Genomic DNA, 22,919 nt, shown 5'->3' with positions numbered 1-22,919 from the left:
GGACACAGGTCATGCCAGCATGCAGCCCTACGCCTCCATTCATCCTGGCCGGCGGAATTAAGGGCCGATTCAACGCTGGCGCCCGAAGCTGACTGCACACCCGTCCTCTGGGGGGACCCACCATGAAAATGCGCCTGATGCTTGCCGGTGGCCTGTTGCTGGCCCTGACCGGCTGCACCACCTACGACTATGTCGGCGGCGGCCGCAGCGGCAGCTACTACCACGGTGCGCCGTCGGTGGAATACCGCTACCCGGCCGGCTATCCCTACAACTACGGCCCCTACTACGGTGGCTATGGCGGCTACTACGGCGGCTACGGCAACCCGTATTACTCGCGCCCGATCTACCGCCCGCCGCACAACCACCGCCCGCCGCCGCGTCCGGGCAATGGCGGCGAGCACCGTCCGCCGCCGCCGTCGCGACCGTCGTACAACGGGGGTTCGCCGTGGCGGAACATGGACTCCATGCGCCGCCCGCCGCAATCGAATGCCCAGCCGTCGGCGCCCCCGCCGCAGGCCCGTCCGGCACCGGCACCGAGTGCGCCGAGGATGAACGGTTCCCCCTGGCGCAACATGGATCGTGCGACGCAGCGCACAGTTGAGCGCTGAACCGTCTTGCATTTCACACGGTCTAAGCCGCAATCTACGCGGACAGTGACGGCCCGCGTCACAAAGTGACAAAAACGACACGGGCCGCCGCAAAAAGCTCTACGTCGATATCCGACAGGAACATCTGGATCCCCCCTGTTCCGGCCCTGTCGGATGTCGGCACCTCTGAAGACAAACGGCCCCGCAATGCGGGGCCGTTTGTTTTGTTGGGTCGCCAACCGGCGCGGGCCCCAGCGTCAGTAGCTCCACGCCATGCGTGGATGGCGCCTTCCCGACAGCCACAAAAAAACAGGGCCGGACAGTCCCCCGACTGCCGGCCCTCTGCTCCCCCACCGTGCGCCTGTACCGGCCCCTGTTCCAATTCCGGTCACGGGCGCCTACGGCGCCAGCCACGGTGGGTGCTATTGGGTTATCTGCAAAAATCCTGCCAACTTTAGGGCTGATTTCGACGCCGGCCGGCCGGCACCGACGTCCCGGCCCCGAATGGCGCTAAAATCGCCACCCCGGCGCCGCCCCCGGTCCGCGCCCGCCCCCAGCTGAACAGCCCCCCATGAACCCGTCCTTCCATCGTTACGACGTCATCGTCATCGGCGGTGGCCACGCCGGCACCGAAGCCGCGCTGGCCGCGGCCCGCACCGGCGTGCGCACCCTGCTGCTGACCCACAACATCGAAACGGTGGGCGCGATGAGCTGCAACCCGGCCATCGGCGGCATCGGCAAGGGCCACCTGGTCAAGGAGATCGACGCGCTGGGCGGTGCGATGGCGCATGCCGCCGACCGCGCCGGCATCCAGTGGCGCACGCTCAATGCCTCCAAGGGCCCGGCCGTGCGCGCCACCCGCTGCCAGGCCGACCGCAACCTGTACCGCATGGCGATCCGCGCCATCGTCGAAGGCCAGGCCAACCTGACCGTGTTCCAGGCCGCCGTCGATGACCTGGTCATCGAAGGCGACGCCGTGCGCGGGGTCATCACCCAGACCGGCCTGCGTTTCGACGCCGAAGCGGTGGTGCTGACCGCCGGCACCTTCCTGGCCGGCAAGATCCATGTCGGCCCGACCCAGTACGCCGCCGGCCGCATGGGCGACCCGCCGGCCACCACGCTGGCCGCGCGGCTGCGCGAGCGCCCGTTCCAGGTGGACCGCCTGAAGACCGGCACACCGCCGCGCATCGATGGCCGCTCGCTGGACTACAGCGTGATGGACGAGCAGCCCGGCGATTCGCCGCGGCCGGTGATGTCCTTCCTCGGCTCGGTGGACGAGCATCCGCAGCAGGTCAGCTGCTGGATCACCCACACCACCGAACAGACCCACCAGATCATCCGCGACGCGCTGCACCGCTCGCCGCTGTACAGCGGCCAGATCGAAGGCATCGGCCCGCGCTACTGCCCGTCCATCGAGGACAAGGTGGTGCGCTTCGCCGAGAAGGCCAGCCACCAGATCTTCGTCGAACCCGAAGGCCTGGGCATCGTCGAGATCTACCCCAACGGCATCTCCACCTCGCTGCCGTTCGACGTGCAGCTGGAGATGGTGCGCAGCATCCGTGGCTTCGAGAACGCACACATCACCCGCCCCGGCTACGCGATCGAGTACGACTTCTTCGACCCGCGCGGGCTGAAGGCCTCGCTGGAAACCAAGCTGGTCAACGGCCTGTTCTTCGCTGGCCAGATCAACGGCACCACCGGCTATGAAGAAGCCGCCGCACAGGGCCTGCTGGCCGGCCTCAACGCTGCGCGCCAGGTGCGCGGGCTGGACGGCTGGTGCCCGCGCCGCGACGAAGCGTACCTGGGGGTGCTGGTGGATGACCTGATCACCCACGGCACCAACGAGCCGTACCGCATGTTCACCAGCCGCGCCGAGTACCGCCTGCAGCTGCGCGAGGACAATGCCGACCAGCGCCTGACCCCGACCGGCCGCGAAATGGGCCTGGTGGATGATCGCCGCTGGAGCGCGTTCGAGACCAAGCAGGCCGCCGTCGCTGCCGAGCGCGCACGCCTGGGTGCGCTGTGGGCAACCCCGGCCAATGCACTGGGCCGCGAAGTGAACGAGACACTGGGCGTGGCGGTCAGTCGCGAGACCAATGTGCTGGACCTGATCAAGCGCCCCGAGCTGGATTACGCCAAGCTGATGCAGGTGCCCTCGCTGGGCCCGGCGGCGGCCGATGGCAAGGTCGCCGAGCAGGTGGAGATCGGCGTGAAGTACGCCGGCTACCTGGACCGCCAGCGCGAGGAGATCGAGCGCCAGCAGCGGCATGAAGCCACGCCGATCGCTGAAGCCTTCGACTACACGACCGTGCGCGGGCTGTCGGCCGAAGCGCTGCAGAAGCTGGAGCGCGTACGCCCGCAGACCATCGGCCAGGCACAGCGCATTCCGGGCATGACCCCGGCAGCGATCTCGCTGCTGCTGGTGCACCTGGAGCGCGCACGCCGGGGACGCGTGGCATAACACGAGCGCGGTGGATGCCATCCACGCATGGCGTGGATCCACTGCAATGCTGCGCCCGATCCGCTGTTCCGCATACAGCATCGGCTACAGCTACGAACTGTAGCGGGTAGTGCCGGCCGCTGGCCGGCAACCGCAGAACTCCAGACATGACCTTGAGGTTGCCGGCCAGCGGCCGGCACTACCCTGCGGTGCGCGCGGCGTGCAGACCACGCAGGTATCATCGTCGTGAACGCCCTGATTTCCGGAGACTTCGATGAACCCGCTGCGCCCCTTCCGCGACAAGATGCCCGTCCTCGGCGAACGCGTGTACATCGATCCGGCCTGCACCATCATCGGCGACGTGGAGCTGGCCGATGACGTGTCGGTATGGCCGGGCACGGTCATCCGCGGCGACGTCAACCATGTGCGTATCGGTGCACGCACCAACGTGCAGGACGGCACCATCATCCACGTCAGCCACCACAGCCCGTACAACAAGGCCGGCTACCCGACCCTGATCGGCGAAGGCGTGACCGTCGGCCACGGCTGCATCATCCATGCCTGCACGATCGGCGATTACAGCCTGATCGGCATGGGCGCCTGCATCCTCGATGGCGCCCGCGTGGAGCGCCATGGCTTCGTCGGCGCCGGTGCGGTGATCGGCCCCGGCAAGGTGGTGGGCGAAGGCGAGCTGTGGGTCGGCAACCCTGCACGACCGGCACGCACGCTCAGTGACAAGGAGATCGAGGCGCTGCATTACTCGGCCGACCACTACGTGCGGCTGAAGGACGAATACCGGGGCTGAGCCCCCGACGCTGCCATGCGGCTCTGCTAAAGTCTTGGCCCGACCAGGACCTGTCGAGACCCCCATGCCTGTGGCTGCCCGCCGGAGAGGACTCCGGCGCCCACAACGAAGGCCATCGCGCTGATGGCCGCACCGATGCTCGATACCTACCGCGAGGTGGTGACGCCGGAGGGTGTGCCGCTGCAGTTGCCTGCCGCCGGCCCGGTACCGCGGGCGATGGCCTGGCTGGTCGATCTTGGCGTGCGCATCGCGGCACTGGTGCTGGTGTCCATTCCGCTGGCGCTGCTGGACAAGTTCGGCTCCGGCCTCTACCTGGTGCTGATGTTCCTGGTCTACTGGGCCTACCCGATCGTCTGCGAAGCGTTGTGGGGGCGCACGCTGGGCAAGCGTGCGCTGGGGCTGCGCGTGCTGTCCCGCGATGGCGCGCCGGTAGGCTGGATGGCGGCGATCACCCGCAACCTGCTGCGCACGGTGGACATGCTGCCGTTCGGCTATGCGCTGGGCCTGATCAGCAGCCTGTTCGATCCGCATGGCCGCCGCCTTGGCGACCTGGTGGCGGGCACCGTGGTGGTGCACGCACCCGCGCTGTACCTGCCACCGCCGCCGACCATCGACAGCGTGCTGGCCCCGCCGCAGCCGCTGCGACCAGAGGAACAGGCTGCGTTGATGGCCTTCGCCGAGCGCGCGCCACGGTTGTCGGCGGCGCGCCAGCAGGAGCTGGCCGGTATTGCCGAGCCACTGACCGGCACCCATGGCCAGGTCGGGGTGCTGCGCCTGTATGCGATGGCCAACTGGCTGCTGGGGCGGCGATGAAGCAGGAACAGTTCGTCGCCCGCTACCAGCAGGAATGGCAGGACCTGGAGCAGTGGCTGCTGCTGCGTGCTGGTGCCTCACGCCGCACGCGCCGCAAGGCCAGCGGCCTGGCACTGGACGACACCACCTTCCCGCAGCGCTACCGGCGGCTGTGCCAGCAACTGGCGCTGGCCCGCGAACGCGGCTACAGCCCGCAGCTGGTGCAGCGCCTGCAGCAGCTCATGCAGCAGGGCCACAGCGTGCTGTACCGCACGCCGCCGACGCGCTGGCGGGGTGCCCTGGAGTTCCTGGTGGCCGATTTCCCGCTGCTGGTGCGCAGCCAGGCGCGCAGCATGTGGGTGGCGCTGGCGATGTTCGCGCTGCCGGCGGTGGCCTGCTTCGTGCTGGTGCAGGTCTATCCGGACCTGATCCACATGCTGATGGACAACCGCCAGATCGCCGAGATGGAGCGCATGTACGATCCCGCCGCCGAGCGCCTGGGGCGTGACAGCGGCACCGACTGGATGATGTTCGGCCACTACATCATGAACAACATCAGCATCGCCCTGCGCACCTTCGCCAGCGGACTGCTGGCCGGGCTGGGCACGCTGCTGGTGCTGCTGTTCAACGGCGTGATCATCGGTTCGGTGGCCGGCCACCTGCAGCACATCGGCCATGGCGACCCGTTCTGGCGCTTCGTGGTCGGCCACGGCGCGTTCGAGCTGACCGCGATCGTGATCGCTGGCGGTGCCGGCCTGCAGCTGGGCATGAAGCTGCTGGCTCCCGGCCGGCGCAGCCGCCTGGATGCACTGGTCGATGGCGGCCGCATCGGTGCCCGACTGTGCCTGGGGGTGGCGTTCATGCTGCTGGTGGCCGCTTTCATCGAAGCGTTCTGGTCGTCGATTGCCGAAGTACCGGCTTGGGGCAAGTTCAGCGTGGCCGGCGTGTTGTGGGCCGGCGTGCTGCTGTGGCTGTGGCGCGGCGGACGCGGAGGCGGCAATGCGCATTGACCACCTGGACGTGGTGCTGCGCGCGCGCAGTGGCTGGGAAGCAATGGAGCTGGGCACCGCCCTGTCACGCCGCCACGCGCGCGCGGTATGGGGCAGCTGGCTGCTGGCCAGTGCACCGCTGTTCGTGATCTTCAACGCGCTCGGCTGGTGGCTGGATGCCTTCGGCTGGGCCTGGCTGGCGATGTGGTGGTGCAAGCCGATGTTCGAACGCGCGCCGCTGTACGTGCTGTCGCGCGGCATTTTCGGTGAGCCGGTCGGCACGCTGGCCGCGCTGCGCGCGCAGCGCCACTGGGGCAACACCGGTTTCTGGGGCTACCTGGGCTGGCGTCGCTTCAGCGTGCTGCGCAGCCTGTGCCTGCCGGTGAACCTGCTGGAAGGCAACACACCGGGCCAACGCGGCCCACGCCGTCGTGCGGTGGCAGCCGGCGCAGTGGGCGCGGCACTGGTACTGACGGTGACCTGCCTGGCGTTCGAAGCCGTGTTGGTATCCGGCGCGATCGGTGCGGTGTTCATGTTCATGCCACTGGAGCTGATGTCCGAATCGTGGCGTGCGGCGTGGGACATGATTGGCAAGGACACGCCGGCATGGGCACGGCTGGGCTTCAACCTGGCGTGCTGGCTGGCCTCGGTGCTGATCGGCCCGTTCTTCGTCGGTGCGGGCTTTGGCCTGTACCTGAACCGTCGAACGCAGATGGAAGCCTGGGACGTCGAAATCGCCCTGCGCCGCCTGCGCGAGCGGCTGCTGCCGGCAGCATCGACGCTGGCGCTGCTGCTGTGGCTGGCACTGCCGCTGGTGTCCGCACCGGTGCATGCGCAGGACGCGCAGACGGTCGCGGAGCAGGCAGGCGATGCCGAAGAGGACGAAGACAGTGCGGAAGAACCGGCCACCGCGGCCAACGACCCCGCCAATACGCCGGCAATGATCTTCGGTACAGCGCCGGTGGACACCGCCGGTTTCCGTCAGGCAGTGAACCGCGCCTATGAAGACCCGCTGCAGCGCCCGACCCGCCAGGTGACCCGCTGGAAGCCGATCGAGCAGGCCGAGGAAAAAAAGAAGGAAGACAAGCAGCTGCAGCGTGACACCAACAGCAAAGGTGAACGCAAGGCGCGCAAGGACGGCATCGCCTGGCTGGCACGGCTGGCCGAATGGGGCTTGTGGGGCCTGCTCGGCATCCTGCTGCTGGTGCTGCTGCTGACCGCGCGGCTGTGGCTGCCGTGGCTGCGTGGCAGTGGCCGGCGCAAGGCCGACGCTGCACCGAAGGTGCTGGAGGAGCAGGTGGAGTTGCCGGTGGTGCTGCCGCCGGACGTGGCCACCCAGGCCGGCCTGCTCTGGGACCAGGGCCGGCCGCGGCAGGCGCTGGCCCTGCTGTACCGCGCCAGCGTGCGCACGGTGGGCGAGCGCAGCGGTATCGCGCTTCCACCCGGTGCCACCGAAGCGCAATGCCTGCGCGCATCGCGACGCATGCCCCAGGCCAGCGACCGTGACCTGTTCGCGCGCATCGTGCGCATGTGGCAGTACGCCGCCTACGGTGGCCGCCTGCCCAGCCGCGCCGATTTCGATGCATTGGCCGATACCCTGCGCCAGCAGTACGGATGGCAGGCATGAGTCCGCGCCTGTTCTGGTCGCTGCTGCTGGGCTTGCTGGTGCTGCTCGGTGTGCCGCTGACCATCCTCTACCTGCGCACGCACGAACGGGTAACCGAGACGATCCGGCTGCCGCCACAGGGCGAGGCCGCCTACAACCCGCTGTACGTGCTGGGTCAGGCCCTGCGCGCCGATGGCATCGACGTGCATTCGCGACCGCGGCTGGAGTTGCAGCAGATGACGCTGGGGCGCCACGACACGGTGGTGCTGCTGCAGGACAGCAGCGAACTGCCGCCGCCCGTCGCCAGCGCACTGCTGGACTGGGTCGACGGTGGTGGCCACCTGCTGGTACGTACGCCGCCGCCGGCCGAGGACGATGCCGGCAGCACACAGGGCCCCCTGCTGGACCGGCTGGGCGTAGACAGCCTGTTCCAGCGCAGCGACTGCCAGGCCTTCCATGTCGACGACGATCCGGGCCACGTCGAATTCTGTGGTGGCCGCCGCTTCACCTTGGGCTTTGCCGCCAGTGCGCAGGCCGAACGCCGCTGGGGCACTGATCGCGACCTGGTGTTCGCGCGCCTGCGCCACGGCCAGGGCAGAGTGAGCGTGCTGGCCGACATGGAGTTCATGCGCAGCGAAGTGGACTCACCGGCAGCGCGCCTGGCGTCGGCAGGTAGCGGGGCCAGCGACGGCCTGCACGACGCGTCGCATCGCGACCTGACCCGCTACCTGCTCGATCCGAACTATGGCAAGGGTGCGGTCTGGCTGGTCTATGCCAGCCGCCCGCCGTCGCTGTGGTCGCGCATGTTCTATCAGGGCTGGCCGTTGTGGGTGCCGTTGCTGCTGGCCTTGCTGGGCTGGCTGTGGAGCCGCTCGCAGCGCTTCGGTAGCCTGCTGCCGTCGCCGGTGCTGGAACGTCGTTCACTGCTGGAGCACGTGCGCGCCAGTGGCGAACTGCTGCTGCGCTTCGGTCACGGCATACGCCTGTACGAGGCGGTGCTCGCCCTGTTCCTGCACCGCCTGCGCCTGCGCGCACCGATTGCCGCCGCACTGGATGGTGCGCCGCGCGATCAGGCCATCGCCGAGCTGCTGAAGTGGCCGCAGGGCCGCGTCGCCAGCGCGCTCACGCCCCCACCGCCGCACGATTCCTCCGCCCTGCGCGAGCGCATCCGCTTGCTGCTCCAGATGAGATCCCTGCTATGACCGAAGTCCCCGAGCTGCCGGCGGCCGCCAACGCCCGCCTGATCGAACGCGTCGATGCCATCCGCGATGCCGTCGGCCACGCCTTCATCGGCCAGGCCGATGTGCTGGACCAGATCCTGGTGGCGCTGCTTGCCGGTGGTCACGTGCTGATTGAGGGCGTGCCCGGGCTGGGCAAGACCCTGCTGGTGCGCGCACTGGCACAGGCCCTGGAGCTGGATTACGGGCGTGTACAGTTCACCCCCGACCTGATGCCCAGCGACGTCAGCGGCCACGCGGTGTACGACCCGAAGAGCGAGAGCTTCAAGATCCGCCGCGGCCCGGTGTTCACCAACCTGCTGCTGGCCGACGAGATCAACCGTGCACCCGCCAAGACCCAGTCGGCGCTGCTGGAAGTGATGCAGGAAGGCCAGGTGACCATCGAAGGCAAGGCCTTCACCCTGGCGCCGCCGTTCATGGCGCTGGCCACGCAGAACCCGCTGGAGCAGGAAGGCACCTACCCGCTGCCGGAAGCACAGCTGGACCGCTTCCTGCTGAAGGTGCTGATCGACTACCCGCAGCTGGAGGACGAGAAGCGCATGGTGACCGCGATCACCAGCGGCCGCGCCGCCAGCGATTTCGACCTGAGCCAGGTGCCACGCGTGCTCGGTGCTGGTGAGCTGCTGGAACTGCAGCGCGCCACTGCGGCGATCACCGTCGACGACGAAGTGATCGACTACGCGGTGCGGATTGTGGCGGCCACAAGGCAGTGGCCGGGTATCGCGGTCGGCGCTGGCCCGCGTGGCAGCATCGCGCTGGTGCGTGCCTCGCGCGCGCAGGCGGTGCTGGCCGGTCGTGATTTCGTCACTCCGGATGATGTGCGCGACATCGCACGCCCGGCGCTGCGCCACCGCATCGCGCTGGCCCCGGAACTGCAGATCGAAGGCCAGGACGCCGACGACGTGCTGGGCGCGCTGCTGGCCAAGGTGGAAGCGCCGCGCCGATGAGGCCGGCCCCGCTGCTGCTGGCACTGCTGCTGGCCTGGGCTGCCCTGGGCGGTCTGGTGCTGGGCGGTCTGCTGCCGCGCTGGAGCTGGGCGCTGGCGGCGCTGGCGATTGCCGTGCCGGCGCTGATGGATCTGTGGCGCCAGTGGCGGCGTCCGTCGCCGCAGGTGCAGCGCGAACTGCCCGAAGCGCTGGCACTGGGCGTGCGCCGCGAGGCTGCACTGCGGCTGCAGGCGGACGCACCGATGACGGTGCAGGTGTTCGACCTGGTCCCCGGCGGCTGGCCGCTGGAATCACTGCCGCAGCGCGTGCGCCTGCAGGCGGGCAGTGCTTCCACCCTCCACTACCACCTGCAGCCGCTGCAGCGTGGGCATTTCCGCTTCGAAGGCGTGCACCTGCGCATGCGTTCACCGTGGCGGCTGTGGTGGCAGCAACGCACGCTGCCGCCCGCACTGGACGTGCGGGTCTATCCGAACTTCGTGCCGCTCACCCGCTTTGCCCTGTTCAGTGCCGACCAAGCCTCGCGGCTGGTCGGTGCACACGTGAAGCGCCGCCGCGGCGAAGGCACCGACTTCCACCAGATGCGCGAGTACCGCATCGGCGACAGCCTGCGCCAGCTCGACTGGAAGGCCACCGCGCGTGCGCGCAAGCTGATCTCGCGCGAATACCAGGACGAGAAGAACCAGCAGCTGCTGCTGATGCTCGACAGCGGTCGGCGCATGCTGGCCAGCGAAGGCGGGCTCTCGCACTTCGACCATGCCTTGAACGCCTCGCTGGTGGTGGCCTACCTGGCGCTGCGCCAGGGCGACGCCGCCGGCCTGTTCGCCACCGGTGGCGAGCGCCGTTGGGTGGCGCCGCAGCGCGGCATGGGCACCGTCGAGCACCTGCTGCGCGCCAGCTACGACCTGCAGCCACGCGCGGTGGCCACCGACTACCTGGCCGCCGCCACCGAAGTGTCGCTGCGCCAGCGCCGGCGTGCGCTGGTGATGCTGGTCAGCAACGTGCGCGACGAAGACATCGAAGACCTGCTGGCGGCGGTGCGCCTGCTGCAGCAGCGCCACCTGGTATGCGTGGCCAGCCTGCGCGAGCGTGAGCTGGACGGCGTGCTGGACAGCGAAGTGCAGACACTGGAAGACGCCACCCAGGCCGGTGCAGCGGCGCTGTATCTGCAGCAGCGCGCGAAGGCGCATGAGGCGCTGCGCAGCGAGAAGGTGATGGTGCTGGACGTGACCGCCGATGCCCTGCCCGGTGCGCTGGTGGAACGCTACCTGGCGGTGAAGCGCGAAGGGCTGCTCTGATACCAGCGATCGATCTGGTGGGTGCCAACAACGGTTGCCGGCCAGCGGCCGGCACTACCCCTGCAACAACCGACGCACCGCTCTGGTAGGTGCCAACCTTGGTTGGCACGGAATCAACGGCGCCGACCAAGGTCGGCCACTACCCACAGCGGTTGTTCTACGACCGGCGTCGGTTGCCCACGCCGGCCCGGGGGCGCCGCACCGTCATCAGACGTAGATCCGCGTCGGTGCCTCATCAACGATCGCGTGCGGCACGAAGCGCGCACTGTCGCGGGTGATCGCGCTGTCGTCCTCGCGGATGCCGATGCCGCAGGCGTGGTCACCCACCACCCAGCTGCCGATCAGCGGGTAGCCGCCTTCGAAGCGGGTCAGCGGATGCGCACGCTGGATGATCGCCGGGCCATCGTAGGGACCGTCGCTGCGCTGGGTGCTGCCATCGGCCAGGTGCATCTCGATGTTCGCGCCTTCGCGCGAGAACAGCGGCTTGCGCACCCAGCCCGACGCCAGCGTGCTGCCGTCATCGAAATGCGCTTCCAGCAGGTTCGGATGGCCCACGTTGCACTGCCACAGCAGCGGCAGGATGCCCTTGTTGCTCAGCACCGCCTTCCACGCCGGCTCCAGCAGCTGCACGCCCGAACCGGGCAGCGCGCGGCCGAACTCTTCGGCCATCAGGTCTTCCAGCGGATACAGCTTGAACAGCGTGCCGATCACCGAATCATCCAGCGCGGTGAAGCGGCCGTCCTCGGACAGGCCAATATCCTCGACGGCGATCGCCTGGCCATGCAGGCCGGCCTGCGACGCACAGTCGCGCAGGTAGTCGACGGTGCCGCGGTCTTCTTCCGAACTGCCCACGGCGCTGAAATACAGCGGCGGCGGCAGCTGCGTGGCCAGTTCGCCGAAGCGTTCGACCAGCGCTTCGTGGATCGCGTTGAACTGGTCGGCATGCTGCGGCAGGCGACCGGCGTTGCGCTGGTCCTCCAGCCACTGCCACTGGAAGAAGCTGGCCTCGAACAGCGAGGTCGGCGTGTCGTAGTTCAGTTCGTACAGCTTGGCCGGGCCGGTACCGTCGTAGGCCAGGTCCAGGCGACCGTACAGATGCGGCTGGCGCTGGCGCCAGCTGTCGGCGATCCAGTCGCGGTAATGCGACGGAATCGCCAGCTGGTCCATCAGGCGTTCGCTGGCGATGACATCACCGACCAGGTCCAGCGCCATCTGGTGCAGCTCGGCGCTGGGGTCTTCGATGTCCTGCTCGATCTGGCGCAGGGTGAAGGCGTAGTACGCACTTTCATCCCAATACGGCTGGCCATCGATGGTGTGGAAGCGGAAACCCGCCTCTTCCGCGCGTGCCCGCCACTGGGCACGCTCGGCAATCCGGATACGCTGCATGGGTCGATCAGCCGCCGTAGCTGCCGCTGGTGCTGCGGCGCGCGCTGGTGTTGCCGAAGCCACCACGGCTGGCGGTGACCGCACGGTTCGGCTCGCTGGTGACCGGGGCCAGGCCCGCCTTGCCGGCGCCGATGCCGCTGGCGGTGTTCAGGCCACCGCTGCCGCCCGGAGCCGGACGCGCCCAACCGGCGCTCTTGTCCTGGTAAGCCGGCGACGCCGCCGGCGCCTGCGGAGCGAGGCCGCCGCGGTTGCTCAGCATCTGCGACATGAAGAAGCCCATCATCATCGGGCCGATGAACGAGGTACCGGCCGAGGTGTGCTGCTGCACGCACTGTTCCGGCTTGTAGTCCTTCTCGCAGGCTTCCTTGCTGGCGTACTTCGGCGCAGCATCGGCGGCCTGCTTCTGCGCTTCGGCGAAGGCATTGCGGCACGACGACGGATCGCCGGTGGCCTCGGTGCAGGCCTCCACCGAGGTGTACAGGCCTTCCTGCACCTTCACCTCCGGCTCCTTCTGGCAGGCGGTGAACAGCAGCGGCGCAGCGCTCATCAGCAGCAGCGCGGTGGTGCGGGAACGTTTCATGGCCTCATGCCCTGTCGACGGATCAATGCCCCAATGATGCCAAATCCGGACCAGCAACCGGAATCGGCAAAGTCCGAAAGATGAACGGACTTTCATTTTCGTCGTTCCCCATCATCCACGCATGGCGTGGATACATCGTGTCGACCAAGGTCGACACCCACCAACAGCATTGGGAAAGTGTCGAAGGCGGGGTGGGTCCGGTTGCGGGGGCGTGAGCGCCATGGATGGCGCGACCGAGGCTACATGGACGTACTTGCGCCGTCCCCCGCAACCGGACCCACCCCGCCATCCCACGGATAGGCCAGCTGTTGCCGTTGCTTCGGCCGTTGCATTAGCACTTGCTTCGGCAGGTGCAGGGCGCAGCCCTGCCGAATCCTACCCGGTGGTTGCAGCAGCAACCGAAAAAATTGGCCATGATCGGGCGACCCCCACGTTGTACGGCCCGCCCGTTCCGCCAGCCATGCCTGAATACCGCTCCCGCACATCCACTGCCGGCCGCAACATGGCCGGCGCCCGCGCCCTGTGGCGTGCCACCGGCATGAAGGACGGCGACTTCCACAAGCCGATCATCGCCATCGCCAACTCCTTCACCCAGTTCGTGCCCGGCCACGTGCACCTGAAGGACCTCGGCCAGCTGGTCGCGCGCGAGATCGAACAGGTCGGCGGCGTCGCCAAGGAATTCAACACCATCGCCGTGGACGACGGCATCGCGATGGGCCACGACGGCATGCTGTATTCGCTGCCCAGCCGCGAGATCATCGCCGACGCCGTGGAATACATGGTCAATGCGCACTGCGCCGACGCGCTGGTGTGCATCAGCAACTGCGACAAGATCACCCCCGGCATGCTGATGGCCGCGCTGCGCCTCAACATCCCGGTGGTGTTCGTCTCCGGCGGGCCGATGGAAGCGGGCAAGACCAGGCTGTCCGAGCACAAGCTGGACCTGGTCGACGCGATGGTGGTGGCCGCCGATGACAGCGCTTCCGACGAAAAGGTCGCGGCGTTCGAGCGCAGCGCCTGCCCTACCTGCGGTTCCTGCTCGGGCATGTTCACCGCCAACTCGATGAACTGCCTGACCGAAGCGCTGGGCCTGTCGCTGCCCGGCAACGGCACCACGCTGGCCACCCACGCCGACCGCGAAGCGCTGTTCCGCCGCGCCGGGCGCCTGATCGTGGAACTCTGCCACCGCTGGTATGGCGGCGAAGACCCGAGCGCGCTGCCGCGCGGCATCGCCACCCAGGCCGCCTTCGCCAATGCGATGACCCTGGACATCGCCATGGGCGGTTCCACCAACACCATCCTGCACCTGCTGGCCGCCGCGCAGGAAGCGGAGGTCGACTTCGACCTGACCCACATCGATGCGCTGTCGCGGCGTGTCCCGCAGCTGTGCAAGGTGGCACCGAACACGCCCAAGTACCACATCGAAGACGTGCACCGCGCCGGCGGCGTGTTCGGCATCCTCGGTGAGCTGGACCGCGCGGGCCTGCTCGATACCACGGTGCCGACCGTGCACAGCGCCAGCCTGGCCGACGCGCTGGAACGCTGGGACGTGGTGCGTAGTGACAACGACACCCTGCATACCTTCTTCAAGGCCGGCCCGGCCGGCATCCCCACCCAGGAGGCCTTCAGCCAGGCCACGCGCTGGCCGACCCTGGACGTGGACCGCGCCGAAGGCTGCATCCGTTCGCTGCAGCACGCGTACTCACTGGAAGGCGGCCTCGCCGTGCTGCGCGGCAACCTGGCCGTCGATGGCTGCGTGGTGAAGACCGCCGGCGTGGACGAATCGATCCATGTGTTCCAAGGCCCCGCGCGCGTCTACGAGAGCCAGGACGCCGCCGTTGCCGGCATCCTCGCCGACGAAGTGCAGCCGGGCGAGGTGGTGGTGATCCGCTACGAAGGCCCGAAGGGCGGCCCCGGCATGCAGGAAATGCTGTACCCGACCAGCTACCTGAAATCGAAGGGGCTGGGCAAGCAATGTGCGCTGCTCACCGATGGCCGCTTCTCCGGCGGCACCTCGGGCCTGTCGATCGGCCATGTATCACCCGAGGCGGCCAGCGGCGGAACGATCGGCCTGGTCGAGGACGGCGACCGCATCCGCATCGACATCCCGGCCCGCCGCATCGACCTGCTGCTGGATGAGGCCACGCTGGCCCAGCGCCGCGCCGACGCCGATGCCCGGGGCTGGAAACCGCGTGCACCGCGCCCGCGCAAGGTCACCAGCGCGCTGAAGGCCTACGCGCTGCTGGCCACCAGCGCCGACAAGGGCGCCGTGCGCAACACCGCCCTGCTGGGCGATTGACCGCCATACGGTCGTGCCGGCCGCTGGCCGGCATACGTACCGTGACAGCCCACATCGATGAGGCTGCCGGCCAGCGGCCGGCACTCCCCATCCTGATCCGTTATGGTGGCCCAGGAAGTCACCAACACGGAGGTTGCGATGATGTTGCTTTCCTTTGCGCTGGCCGCTGCCATGGGCATGTCAGCAGAGCCGCCAAAAGCACCGGACTGCCGCTACGACCGTGCAGCGATGCTGGCGATGGAACCGGATGCGTTCGATCAGGACCTGGAAGGTGGCTGGCGCACGCTGGCCGACCGCGGCTGCCACCGTGAAGCCGCTGATCTGCTCGCCGCCTATGCTGCGTTGCCCAAGGCTGCGGGCAACACCATGATCCTGTGGCATGAAGGCCAGATGCGTGCCGAGGCGGGCCAGTACCCGCAGGCGGTGGCGCTGATGCGGCGCACCTACAAGCCCACCGGCACCGACCCCGGTTACTGGAACGCCTACGTGGACGGCACCATCGCCTTCCTGCAGCGCGACCGTGCAGCGCTGGAAAGGGCGCGTGCAGCACTGATTGCGATTCCCACGCCGGAGCAGATCGCCGGGGCGCTGAAGGATGGGCGCTATCACTTCACCACCGCCGGCGGGCAGAAGGTGGATGTGCCATGGCCGCCCAACCTGGACGTGCTCGATGGCTTCCTGCGCTGCTTTGATCGCGATTACCACACTGCGATGGGCAACCAGGCCTGCCGGAATCCGGAAGGCGGTTGAGCGACAGAGTGCGTGGTGGGGTCAGAGCCTTTCCTTCGGAAGGGATCCGACCCCGTGTCAGCCGATCACGCGCTTGAACGGCGGCAGCGCGTCGATGATGCGCTTGCCGTAGCGGCGGGTCAGCAGCCGCGAATCAAGAATGACCACGCGGCCGGTGTCGGTGGAGGTGCGGATCAGGCGGCCGGCGAACTGGGTCAGCGTGCGCAGCGCATGCGGAATCGCGATCAGGTTGAAGGCATTCAGCCCGCGCCCCTCGAACCACTCGCTGAGCGTGGCGGTCTGCGGGTCGGTCGGCACCGCGAACGGCACCTGGGTGATTACCACCGTGGTGCAGGCCTCACCGGGCAGGTCGAGGCCTTCGCCGAACGAATTCAGCCCGAACAGCACCGAGCCTTCGCCTGCCGCCACGCGGCGCAGGTGCTCGTCGATCAGCCGGGTCTTGGACATCTCGCCCTGCACCAGCACCTGCTTGCGGCGCGCGGCCGACATCAGCCCGGCTACCTTCTCCATCTTCCAGCGCGAGGTGAACAGCACCATCGAGCCCTTGGCCCAGTCCAGTTCGGTGTCCAGGTAGCGCGCCACTTCGCGCGGGTGCCCTTCGCGGTCGTCCGGGGTGACCGGGAACTTCGGCACGATCAGCTCGGCCTGGTTGGGCAGGTCGAACGGCGACGACAGCGAGACCATCTCGGCCTCTTCCGGAATGCCGTTGTCGATCGCCAGCGACTGGAAGTCGCCACCGCCGGTCAGCGTCGCCGAGGTCATCACCACCGAGTCCACTTCATCCCACAGCAGCTTGCGCAGCACGTGCGCGGCCGACACCGGTGAGCCATGCAGCACGAGGTCGCCGTCGCGGGTGGCGGTGACCCAGCGCGCCATCGGCGGCGCGCCGTCCTTGTCCTCGCGACGCCAGGCCTGCCACAGGTTGTACTGCTGCTCGATCATCTCCAGCGCCATGCCCAGGTTGCGCTGCAGGCGCTCACGCGCGGCATCGTCCGGCTTGCCCTTGGCCACCTGCGCGGTGGCGGCATGCGCCCAGTTGTAGAGGCTGCGGGTGTCGTCGGCCAGCGCTTCGATCGGCTCGCGCCAGGCCTCGGGCAGGCGGCCATTGGCCGCGCGCCACATCGGCTCTTCGTCGGCCGGTGCCGGCATCCACACCCGCTCGATGTGGTCACGGAACGCGCGCAGCTGCTTGGCGACGTTGCTGGCCACCTCGATCGCTTCGTTCGGCAGCAGGTTGCCCAACCGATCCTTGTCGACCGCACGGTAGGCACCGGCGATCAGGATCTGCAGGCGGCCGGTACGCTTGGCCATCTCATCCAGCGCGAGGCTGGCCGCACCCTGGTCGATCGCCACGTTGCCGATGTGATGGCCTTCGTCCAGCACCAGCAGCATGTCCGACGGCGGCGCGATCAATGGCTGGCCGTTGTCGCTGTCACCGATCGACAGTGCCGACAACAGCAGCGCGTGGTTGGTGACCACGATCTGTGCATCGCGCACCGTGTTGCGCGAACGCAGCACCGCGCACTGCGCCGAATAGGCACAGCGGCGCCCGGCGCAGCCCGAGGCCGGCGTGGTGATGCGGCTGCGCAGGCCGGGGCTGATGGTCTCCGGCGCGTTGTCGATGTCGCCATCCCAGCTGCCGCCGGTGAAGGCATCGGTCAGGCGCTTGGCGATGTCCATCTCGATCGGCGCCAGCGGCCGGTCAAACAGCGGCGCGTCATCCTCGAACATGCCGCCCTGCGAGCCCTCGCCCTGCGCCTCGGCGGCGTTGCGCGTGCACAGGTAGCGGGTACGGCCCTTGGCCAGCGCCACGGTCGCTTCCAGGCCGGTGGCCTTGAGGAAATTCGGGATATCGCGCTCGACCAGCTGTGACTGCAGCGCCACGGTGCCGGTGCTGATCACCAGCTTCTTCTTGCTGGCCAGCGCGATCGGCACGCCTGCGGTGAGGTAGCCCAGGCTCTTGCCGACGCCGGTGGGCGCCTCGATCACGCCGACGCCACCGCTTTTCGACAGCGCGCGCGACACCACGCCGATCATCTGGCTCTGCGAGCGGCGGGTGGAGAAGCCGGGGGTATTGGCCTGCAGCGTCGTGTACGCCTTGCGGATCGCGTCCTTCAAGGCGTCATCAAGCATACGCGGAGCGGCGACGGTTTCGGTCACGCCGGGAACTACCGTGGCTGGATCAGGCCGGTCATTGTCGCATGGCCGGCCACCTCCGCCGCCGCTGGCTGCCTGAACGGGGCGGCGGCGACGCCCGGTGGCTGGATGAACACACCAGGCAGGACAGGTGACGGCCCGAGGCCGTCACCGGCGTGTCATTGCGCTGCGTTGCCGCGCAATCGCAGCAGGCGCACGAGGGCCCAGACCAGCAGGACCACACCGATGGCCTCGATCATCGCCAGCGCGAAATGCAGCACGCCGAGGATGACGCTCAGGCTCGACACGGCACTGAAATCACCACTGCGGACCATCCACATCGGCAGGATGCCCGCCGCCATGCCGCCGAGGCTGGACAGCAGCAACAGCACCAGGCCGACCAGGGCGCCGGTGCGGGTGGCATCGCGCGGTGCGCCGACCACCCAGACCAGGCCCACGCACAGTGCGATCAGCACCGGCAGGCGCACGCCCACGATGCTCAGCACCGTCACCATCAGGGTCGTGTTGTCCATCGATCAGTCCTCGCCGGCCAGCACGGCCGAGCCCTGCCGCAGCGTCTGGTAGACCTCGTCGGTCTGCGGACGCACACCGTGCCACTGCAGGAAGCTCTCGGCGGCCTGCTCGACCAGCATGCCCAGGCCATCCACGGTATTGCGGCAGTTCGCCGAACGCGCCCAGGCCAGGAAGGCGATGGCGGCCTCGCCGTAGTTCAGGTCGACGGCGGTGGTCATCGAGTTGACCAGCGACAGCGGCAGCTTGAACTCAACGTCGCGGTCGCGGCCGGCCGAGGTGGCATTGACGATCAGTTCGAAGTCGCCCAGCTCGCGCAGGTCTTCCCAGTAGCGGCTGATCGCGCGGCCCGGCTCGCCCATCGCGTCGATCAGTTCATCGGCGCGTTCCGGCGTGCGGTTGACCACCACCAGTTCGGTGATTCCAGCATCGAGGAAGGCCGGAGCGACGCTGCGCGCGGAGCCACCGGCGCCGATCAGCAGCATGCGGCGACCACGCAGGTCCAGGCCGTGGCGGTCGGTCAGGTCGCGCACCAGGCCGATGCCGTCGGTGGTGTCACCGTGCCAGCGATCGCCCTTGCGCAGCAGCGTGTTGACCGAGCCGGCGCGGCGCGCACGTGCGGTCAGCGTGGTGCACACCGAGAACGCGGCTTCCTTGTGCGGCGAGGTGACGTTGGCACCGACACCGCCGTCGGCGGCGAAGGCTTCCAGGCCGGCCAGGAACGCATCCGGGGCCAGGTCGATCGCGCGGTAATCCACCGCGATGCCTTCCTGGCGACCGAACGTCGCCTGGATCTGCGGCGACTTCGAGTGGGCAACGGGGTGTCCGAAGACGGCGTAACGGTCGGTCATGGAATCCTCAAGCTGGCTAGACTGATGCTCTTTCGTGCACGGACCCGGATGATGCGCATCACCCCGCCCCTGCTGGTGCTTGCCGCCAGTCTACTCTCTGCCCCCGTGGCGATGGCGTTGAACGAGTACGGCATCGAAGGCATGGGCGTGGTCTCGACCCGTGCCGACGAGGGCCGCGCCACGATCAGCGCCGATGGCCAGCGCATCGTTTTCGCCCGCCGCGGCGAGGCCGGTTGGGGCCTGTGGGAGGCGCGCGTGGTGGACGGCCGCTGGCAGCAGGCGCAGGCCTTGCCGGTAGGCGTGGCCGGTGAGGTCCGTGATCCCTACTTCAGCCGCGACGGCCGCTGGCTGCTGTTCGCGGCCGGCCGCGAGGGCAAGCTGGCGCTGTATCAGGCCGCTCTCGCCACCGATGGCCAACTGGGTACCGCGCAGCTGCTGGCGGGCGACGCGGGCCGCCGGGAAGAGCGCGGGCCGGCCCTGAGCGCGGATGGCAGGCAGCTGTTGTTTGCCCGCCAGCAGGGCCGTGGCGCCGGCTGGGACCTGTTCGTGGCGACGCTGGATGCGCAGGGACTGCGTGGCCCGGCCAGCGCACTGAGCGCGTTGAACAGCGCCGACGACGAGACCGACGGCGACTGGCTGGGGCATGACGGCGCCGTGGTGTTCAGCCGCGGCAACGGCACGACCACGCAGGTGTGGAGCAGCGGCTGTGCGTGGACCGGTGCGGCGCTGCAGCCATTGGGGCTGTCGTTCAACCAGGCCAGCGGCTGGACCGGCGCGCCGGTGATCGACAACGCCAAGCCCGGCGAGATGATGGTCGCCAGCAGTGCGGCGAAGGCACCGCGTGCCGGTGGCGTGGATGTGTACCGGTTGGCCGTGCCGAAGGTGGCGGCGGTTGCGGGATGCGTGCCGGGCGCACGGTGACGGCAAACGCCAACCAAGGTTGGCGGCTACCAGGGCGATGGAGGCGCCAGATGCGTGCGGTAGATCCACGCCGTGCGTGGATGGCCGCTTGGTAGATGCCAACCTTGGTTGGCATGCGGGAAAGTGCCAACCAAGGTTGGCACCCGCCCGTCAGCGCGACAACACCTTGGCGCGCAACTGCTCGTACTCCACTTCGCTCAGCTGGCCGTTGTCCTTGCGCTGGTTCAACGCGGCCAGTTCAGCCTGCACGCTGTCCGGCAGGGCCTGCTCACGGGCGACATGGCGGGCGGCGGAGAGCTGCTCCGGCGGGCGCTTGCCGGCCCGCCAGGCCGCGATGAAGACACCGACGATGATGGCGCCGAACACCAGCGTACCGATGCCCCAGATCAGCCATTGCATCCATCCCAGTTCGGGTCCCATCGCGTAATCCTCCGTCTATCGTAGCGCTATTGTCAGCGCTCGCGCAGCCATCGCGCCACCTGCGGCGCGAAATAGGTCAGCACGCCATCGGCGCCGGCCCGCTTGAAGCCCAGCAGCGACTCCAGCACGCAGGCGCGTTCGTCCAGCCAGCCGTTGGCGAAGGCGGCCTTCATCATCGCGTACTCGCCACTCACCTGGTAGGCGAAGGTCGGCACGCCGAATTTTTCCTTCACCCGGCGCACCAGGTCCAGGTACGGCATGCCCGGCTTGACCATCACCATGTCGGCGCCCTCTTCCAGGTCCAGCGCGATCTCGCGCAGGGCCTCGTCGCCGTTGGCAGGGTCCATCTGGTAGGTCTTCTTGTCGGCCTTGCCGAGGCTGGCGGCGCTGCCCACCGCATCGCGGAACGGACCGTAGAACGCCGAGGCGTACTTGGCCGAGTAGGCCATGATGCGCACGTTGATGTGGTTGTCGGCATCCAGCGCACGACGGATCGCGCCGATGCGGCCGTCCATCATGTCCGACGGCGAGACGATGTCCACACCGGCCTCGGCGTGCGATACCGACTGCTTGACCAGCGCCTCGACAGTGATGTCGTTCAGCACATAGCCCTTGTCGTCGATGATGCCGTCCTGGCCGTGGGTGGTGTACGGGTCCAGCGCCACGTCGGTCATCACCCCCAGTTCCGGGAAGCGCGACTTCAGCGCGCGGATCGCACGCTGCGCCAGGCCGTCCTCGGCCCACGCCGCCGATGCATCCAGCGACTTCAGCGACGGGTCGATCACCGGGAACAGGTCGATCACCGGAATGCCCAGCTCCAGCGCCTCTTCGGCCACCTTCAGCAGTTCTTCGATCGACAGCCGCTCCACGCCCGGCATCGACGGCACCGCGGTGCGGCCAGCCAGTTCGTGCACGAACACCGGGTAGATCAGGTCGTCGGTGGTCAGCGTGTTCTCGCGCATCAGGCGGCGCGAGAACTCGTCATGGCGCATGCGGCGCGGGCGGTAAAGCGGGTGGGACATGGCAGGCTCCGAGGAGTGGCTATTGCAACAGGTAGCCCTGCGGCAGCAGGGGTTCGGGCAATGGGCGTTCGCCGAGCGCGTCGAGCTGGTCGATCTCGATCGTGCGCACCAGCGCGTCCAGCGGCAGGTCGTTCGGCTCCAGGCCGAACGGGTCTTCCATTTCTTCGCCCAGCTGGTCCAGACCGAAGAAGGCATAGGCCAGCACCGCCGACAGCACCGGCGTGCCCCAACCCAGCGAACTGGCCAGGCCGAACGGCAGCAGCACGCAGAACATCCACGCGCAACGGTGCAGCAGCAGGGTGTAGGCGAACGGCAGCGGCGTGGTGAGGATGCGCTCGCAGCCGGCCTGGATCGACGACATCGCGTGCAGACGGTCCTCCAGCTGGGCGTAGAGGATCGGGTCGAGGTCACCGGCACGCAGGGCCTGGGCCAGCTCGGCGGCGATCATCGACAACAGCGCGTCGGGCACGTTCTCGCGCTGGCCGAGCTGTTCGCGCTGGCGCTTGTCCAGCCATGGCAGGGCCATCAGCGCCACGATACGCCCGCGCAGGCGACCGGCCAGGGCATGGGCGAAGGCGGTGGTGAGGTAGGCGATGCGGCGACGGCGGCCCGCGTCATCGGCCAGCAGCAGGTTGACCTGGCGGGCCAGCGAGCGCGATTCGTAGACCAGCTGACCCCACAGCTTGCGGCCTTCCCACCACCGGTCATAGCAGGCGCTGTTGCGGAAGCTGAGGAAGATCGACAGCACCAGGCCAAGCAGGGTGAACGGCGTGACCGAGACACGCTCGATGCCGGTCGGTGGCGCCAGTTCCACCACTGCGGCCACGGCAATGGACAGGATCAGGATGGCCAGCACCTTGGGCGCGATCGCTTTGACGATCGAGCCGCGCAGGATGTAGAGCAGTTGCCAGCCGTGGGGACGGGGTCGGATGATCATGGGGCAGCCGCGCCGGGCGCGGATTCACAGGCACGCGGGGGGCTCGCGCAGGCATTCATTGTACGCCCCTGCCCGGCCATGGACCGTGCGCCTGCGACGCCCTGTCGCACCCGGGTGCGGGCTCAGATCACGCCGCCACCCAGGCCGAGCCGGAGGATGCCCACCACCACCACGATGCCGTTCAGCACCAGCCCGGCCCAGGCCCGGCCACGCTTGCTCGGGTGGGTGAACAGGATGCCGAGCGCGGCGATGACCGCGCCCACCGCAGCGAACGGGATCAGGAACCAGTTGCCCCAGCCCAGCAGTGGAATCAGCGCCAGGATCATCCACAACAGCGCCAGTACGCCCCACAACAGACTGATCACACCCATGCCGCTCTCCCGCAGT

General features: G+C 68.5%; 21 protein-coding genes. 12 read left to right on the top strand and 9 right to left on the bottom strand.

Annotated features, from left to right (window positions below):
• Nucleotides 1-122: 122 nt before the first annotated feature.
• The 9 genes from V3B25_RS06405 to V3B25_RS06365 all read left to right on the top strand — a co-directional run bounded on the left by V3B25_RS06405 (nucleotide 123) and on the right by V3B25_RS06365 (nucleotide 10,699).
• On the top strand, nucleotides 123-608 hold the full coding sequence (locus tag V3B25_RS06405) for a hypothetical protein (protein WP_019337023.1): 486 nt from the start codon (nucleotides 123-125) through the stop codon (nucleotides 606-608).
• Nucleotides 609-1,158: 550 nt separating this feature from the next.
• Complete coding sequence (gene mnmG, locus V3B25_RS06400) at nucleotides 1,159-3,048, top strand: tRNA uridine-5-carboxymethylaminomethyl(34) synthesis enzyme MnmG (RefSeq protein ID WP_329810331.1); 1,890 nt, start codon at nucleotides 1,159-1,161, stop codon at nucleotides 3,046-3,048.
• 253 nt (nucleotides 3,049-3,301) lie between these two features.
• The gene (locus V3B25_RS06395) at nucleotides 3,302-3,832 is read left to right on the top strand and encodes a gamma carbonic anhydrase family protein (protein WP_032129113.1); all 531 of its coding nucleotides are present in this window, start codon (nucleotides 3,302-3,304) and stop codon (nucleotides 3,830-3,832) included.
• A gap of 123 nt (nucleotides 3,833-3,955) precedes the next feature.
• Nucleotides 3,956-4,645, top strand: a complete 690-nt coding sequence (locus tag V3B25_RS06390) for an RDD family protein (protein ID WP_049400866.1) — start codon at nucleotides 3,956-3,958, stop codon at nucleotides 4,643-4,645.
• The gene (locus V3B25_RS06385) at nucleotides 4,642-5,634 is read left to right on the top strand and encodes a stage II sporulation protein M (protein WP_329810330.1); all 993 of its coding nucleotides are present in this window, start codon (nucleotides 4,642-4,644) and stop codon (nucleotides 5,632-5,634) included. The genes V3B25_RS06390 and V3B25_RS06385 overlap by 4 nt, the downstream gene beginning before the upstream one ends.
• On the top strand, nucleotides 5,624-7,240 hold the full coding sequence (locus V3B25_RS06380; protein ID WP_329810329.1) for a DUF4129 domain-containing protein: 1,617 nt from the start codon (nucleotides 5,624-5,626) through the stop codon (nucleotides 7,238-7,240). Before V3B25_RS06385 ends, V3B25_RS06380 begins: the two co-directional genes overlap by 11 nt.
• Nucleotides 7,237-8,421: a DUF4350 domain-containing protein gene (locus tag V3B25_RS06375; RefSeq protein WP_201117603.1), complete on the top strand. Its 1,185-nt coding sequence runs from the start codon at nucleotides 7,237-7,239 to the stop codon at nucleotides 8,419-8,421. The genes V3B25_RS06380 and V3B25_RS06375 overlap by 4 nt, the downstream gene beginning before the upstream one ends.
• Complete coding sequence (locus V3B25_RS06370) at nucleotides 8,418-9,404, top strand: MoxR family ATPase (protein WP_005411535.1); 987 nt, start codon at nucleotides 8,418-8,420, stop codon at nucleotides 9,402-9,404. The genes V3B25_RS06375 and V3B25_RS06370 overlap by 4 nt, the downstream gene beginning before the upstream one ends.
• Complete coding sequence (locus V3B25_RS06365) at nucleotides 9,401-10,699, top strand: DUF58 domain-containing protein (RefSeq protein WP_049461683.1); 1,299 nt, start codon at nucleotides 9,401-9,403, stop codon at nucleotides 10,697-10,699. The genes V3B25_RS06370 and V3B25_RS06365 overlap by 4 nt, the downstream gene beginning before the upstream one ends.
• Before the next feature lie 207 nt (nucleotides 10,700-10,906).
• Here the strand turns inward: V3B25_RS06365 and V3B25_RS06360 are convergent, their stop codons facing one another.
• On the bottom strand, nucleotides 10,907-12,085 hold the full coding sequence (locus V3B25_RS06360; protein ID WP_329810328.1) for a glutathionylspermidine synthase family protein: 1,179 nt from the start codon (nucleotides 12,083-12,085) through the stop codon (nucleotides 10,907-10,909).
• Nucleotides 12,086-12,092: 7 nt separating this feature from the next.
• Nucleotides 12,093-12,665 carry a DUF1190 domain-containing protein gene (locus tag V3B25_RS06355; protein WP_014038869.1) on the bottom strand — a complete coding sequence of 191 codons (573 nt, stop codon included), beginning with the start codon at nucleotides 12,663-12,665 and terminating at the stop codon, nucleotides 12,093-12,095.
• 460 nt (nucleotides 12,666-13,125) lie between these two features.
• Between V3B25_RS06355 and ilvD the strand changes: the two genes are divergently transcribed.
• Nucleotides 13,126-14,964 (top strand): dihydroxy-acid dehydratase, encoded by a 1,839-nt coding sequence (gene ilvD / locus V3B25_RS06350; RefSeq protein ID WP_329810327.1) that lies wholly within the window; start codon nucleotides 13,126-13,128, stop codon nucleotides 14,962-14,964.
• Between the two features lie 138 nt (nucleotides 14,965-15,102).
• On the top strand, nucleotides 15,103-15,714 hold the full coding sequence (locus tag V3B25_RS06345) for a hypothetical protein (protein ID WP_329810326.1): 612 nt from the start codon (nucleotides 15,103-15,105) through the stop codon (nucleotides 15,712-15,714).
• A 57-nt stretch (nucleotides 15,715-15,771) separates the two neighbouring features.
• Here V3B25_RS06345 and dinG read toward each other — a convergent pair whose 3' ends face one another.
• The 3 genes from dinG to aroE all read right to left on the bottom strand — a co-directional run bounded on the left by dinG (nucleotide 15,772) and on the right by aroE (nucleotide 19,232).
• On the bottom strand, nucleotides 15,772-17,847 hold the full coding sequence (dinG, locus tag V3B25_RS06340; protein WP_329810375.1) for an ATP-dependent DNA helicase DinG: 2,076 nt from the start codon (nucleotides 17,845-17,847) through the stop codon (nucleotides 15,772-15,774).
• 182 nt (nucleotides 17,848-18,029) lie between these two features.
• A complete protein-coding gene (locus tag V3B25_RS06335) occupies nucleotides 18,030-18,383 on the bottom strand; it encodes a hypothetical protein (RefSeq protein ID WP_154353515.1) in 354 nt (117 codons plus the stop codon).
• Between the two features lie 3 nt (nucleotides 18,384-18,386).
• Entirely contained in the window at nucleotides 18,387-19,232 is an 846-nt protein-coding gene (gene aroE / locus V3B25_RS06330; protein WP_201117609.1) for a shikimate dehydrogenase, read from the bottom strand.
• A gap of 48 nt (nucleotides 19,233-19,280) precedes the next feature.
• On the opposite strand from aroE, the gene V3B25_RS06325 reads away from it, so the two are divergent.
• The gene (locus V3B25_RS06325) at nucleotides 19,281-20,153 is read left to right on the top strand and encodes a PD40 domain-containing protein (protein ID WP_201117611.1); all 873 of its coding nucleotides are present in this window, start codon (nucleotides 19,281-19,283) and stop codon (nucleotides 20,151-20,153) included.
• 150 nt (nucleotides 20,154-20,303) lie between these two features.
• Here the strand turns inward: V3B25_RS06325 and V3B25_RS06320 are convergent, their stop codons facing one another.
• The 4 genes from V3B25_RS06320 to V3B25_RS06305 all read right to left on the bottom strand — a co-directional run bounded on the left by V3B25_RS06320 (nucleotide 20,304) and on the right by V3B25_RS06305 (nucleotide 22,903).
• A complete protein-coding gene (locus tag V3B25_RS06320) occupies nucleotides 20,304-20,573 on the bottom strand; it encodes an SHOCT domain-containing protein (RefSeq protein ID WP_049424121.1) in 270 nt (89 codons plus the stop codon).
• Nucleotides 20,574-20,605: 32 nt separating this feature from the next.
• Nucleotides 20,606-21,595: a porphobilinogen synthase gene (hemB, locus tag V3B25_RS06315; RefSeq protein ID WP_032129123.1), complete on the bottom strand. Its 990-nt coding sequence runs from the start codon at nucleotides 21,593-21,595 to the stop codon at nucleotides 20,606-20,608.
• A gap of 19 nt (nucleotides 21,596-21,614) precedes the next feature.
• Complete coding sequence (locus V3B25_RS06310; RefSeq protein WP_049424123.1) at nucleotides 21,615-22,532, bottom strand: bestrophin family ion channel; 918 nt, start codon at nucleotides 22,530-22,532, stop codon at nucleotides 21,615-21,617.
• Between the two features lie 122 nt (nucleotides 22,533-22,654).
• Nucleotides 22,655-22,903, bottom strand: a complete 249-nt coding sequence (locus V3B25_RS06305) for a hypothetical protein (RefSeq protein ID WP_006475755.1) — start codon at nucleotides 22,901-22,903, stop codon at nucleotides 22,655-22,657.
• Nucleotides 22,904-22,919: the final 16 nt, after the last annotated feature.

The organism is Stenotrophomonas sp. SMYL8 (genome assembly GCF_036320065.1).
Taxonomy (GTDB): domain Bacteria; phylum Pseudomonadota; class Gammaproteobacteria; order Xanthomonadales; family Xanthomonadaceae; genus Stenotrophomonas; species Stenotrophomonas maltophilia_A.
This window is presented reverse-complemented; position numbering and strand designations above follow the sequence as displayed.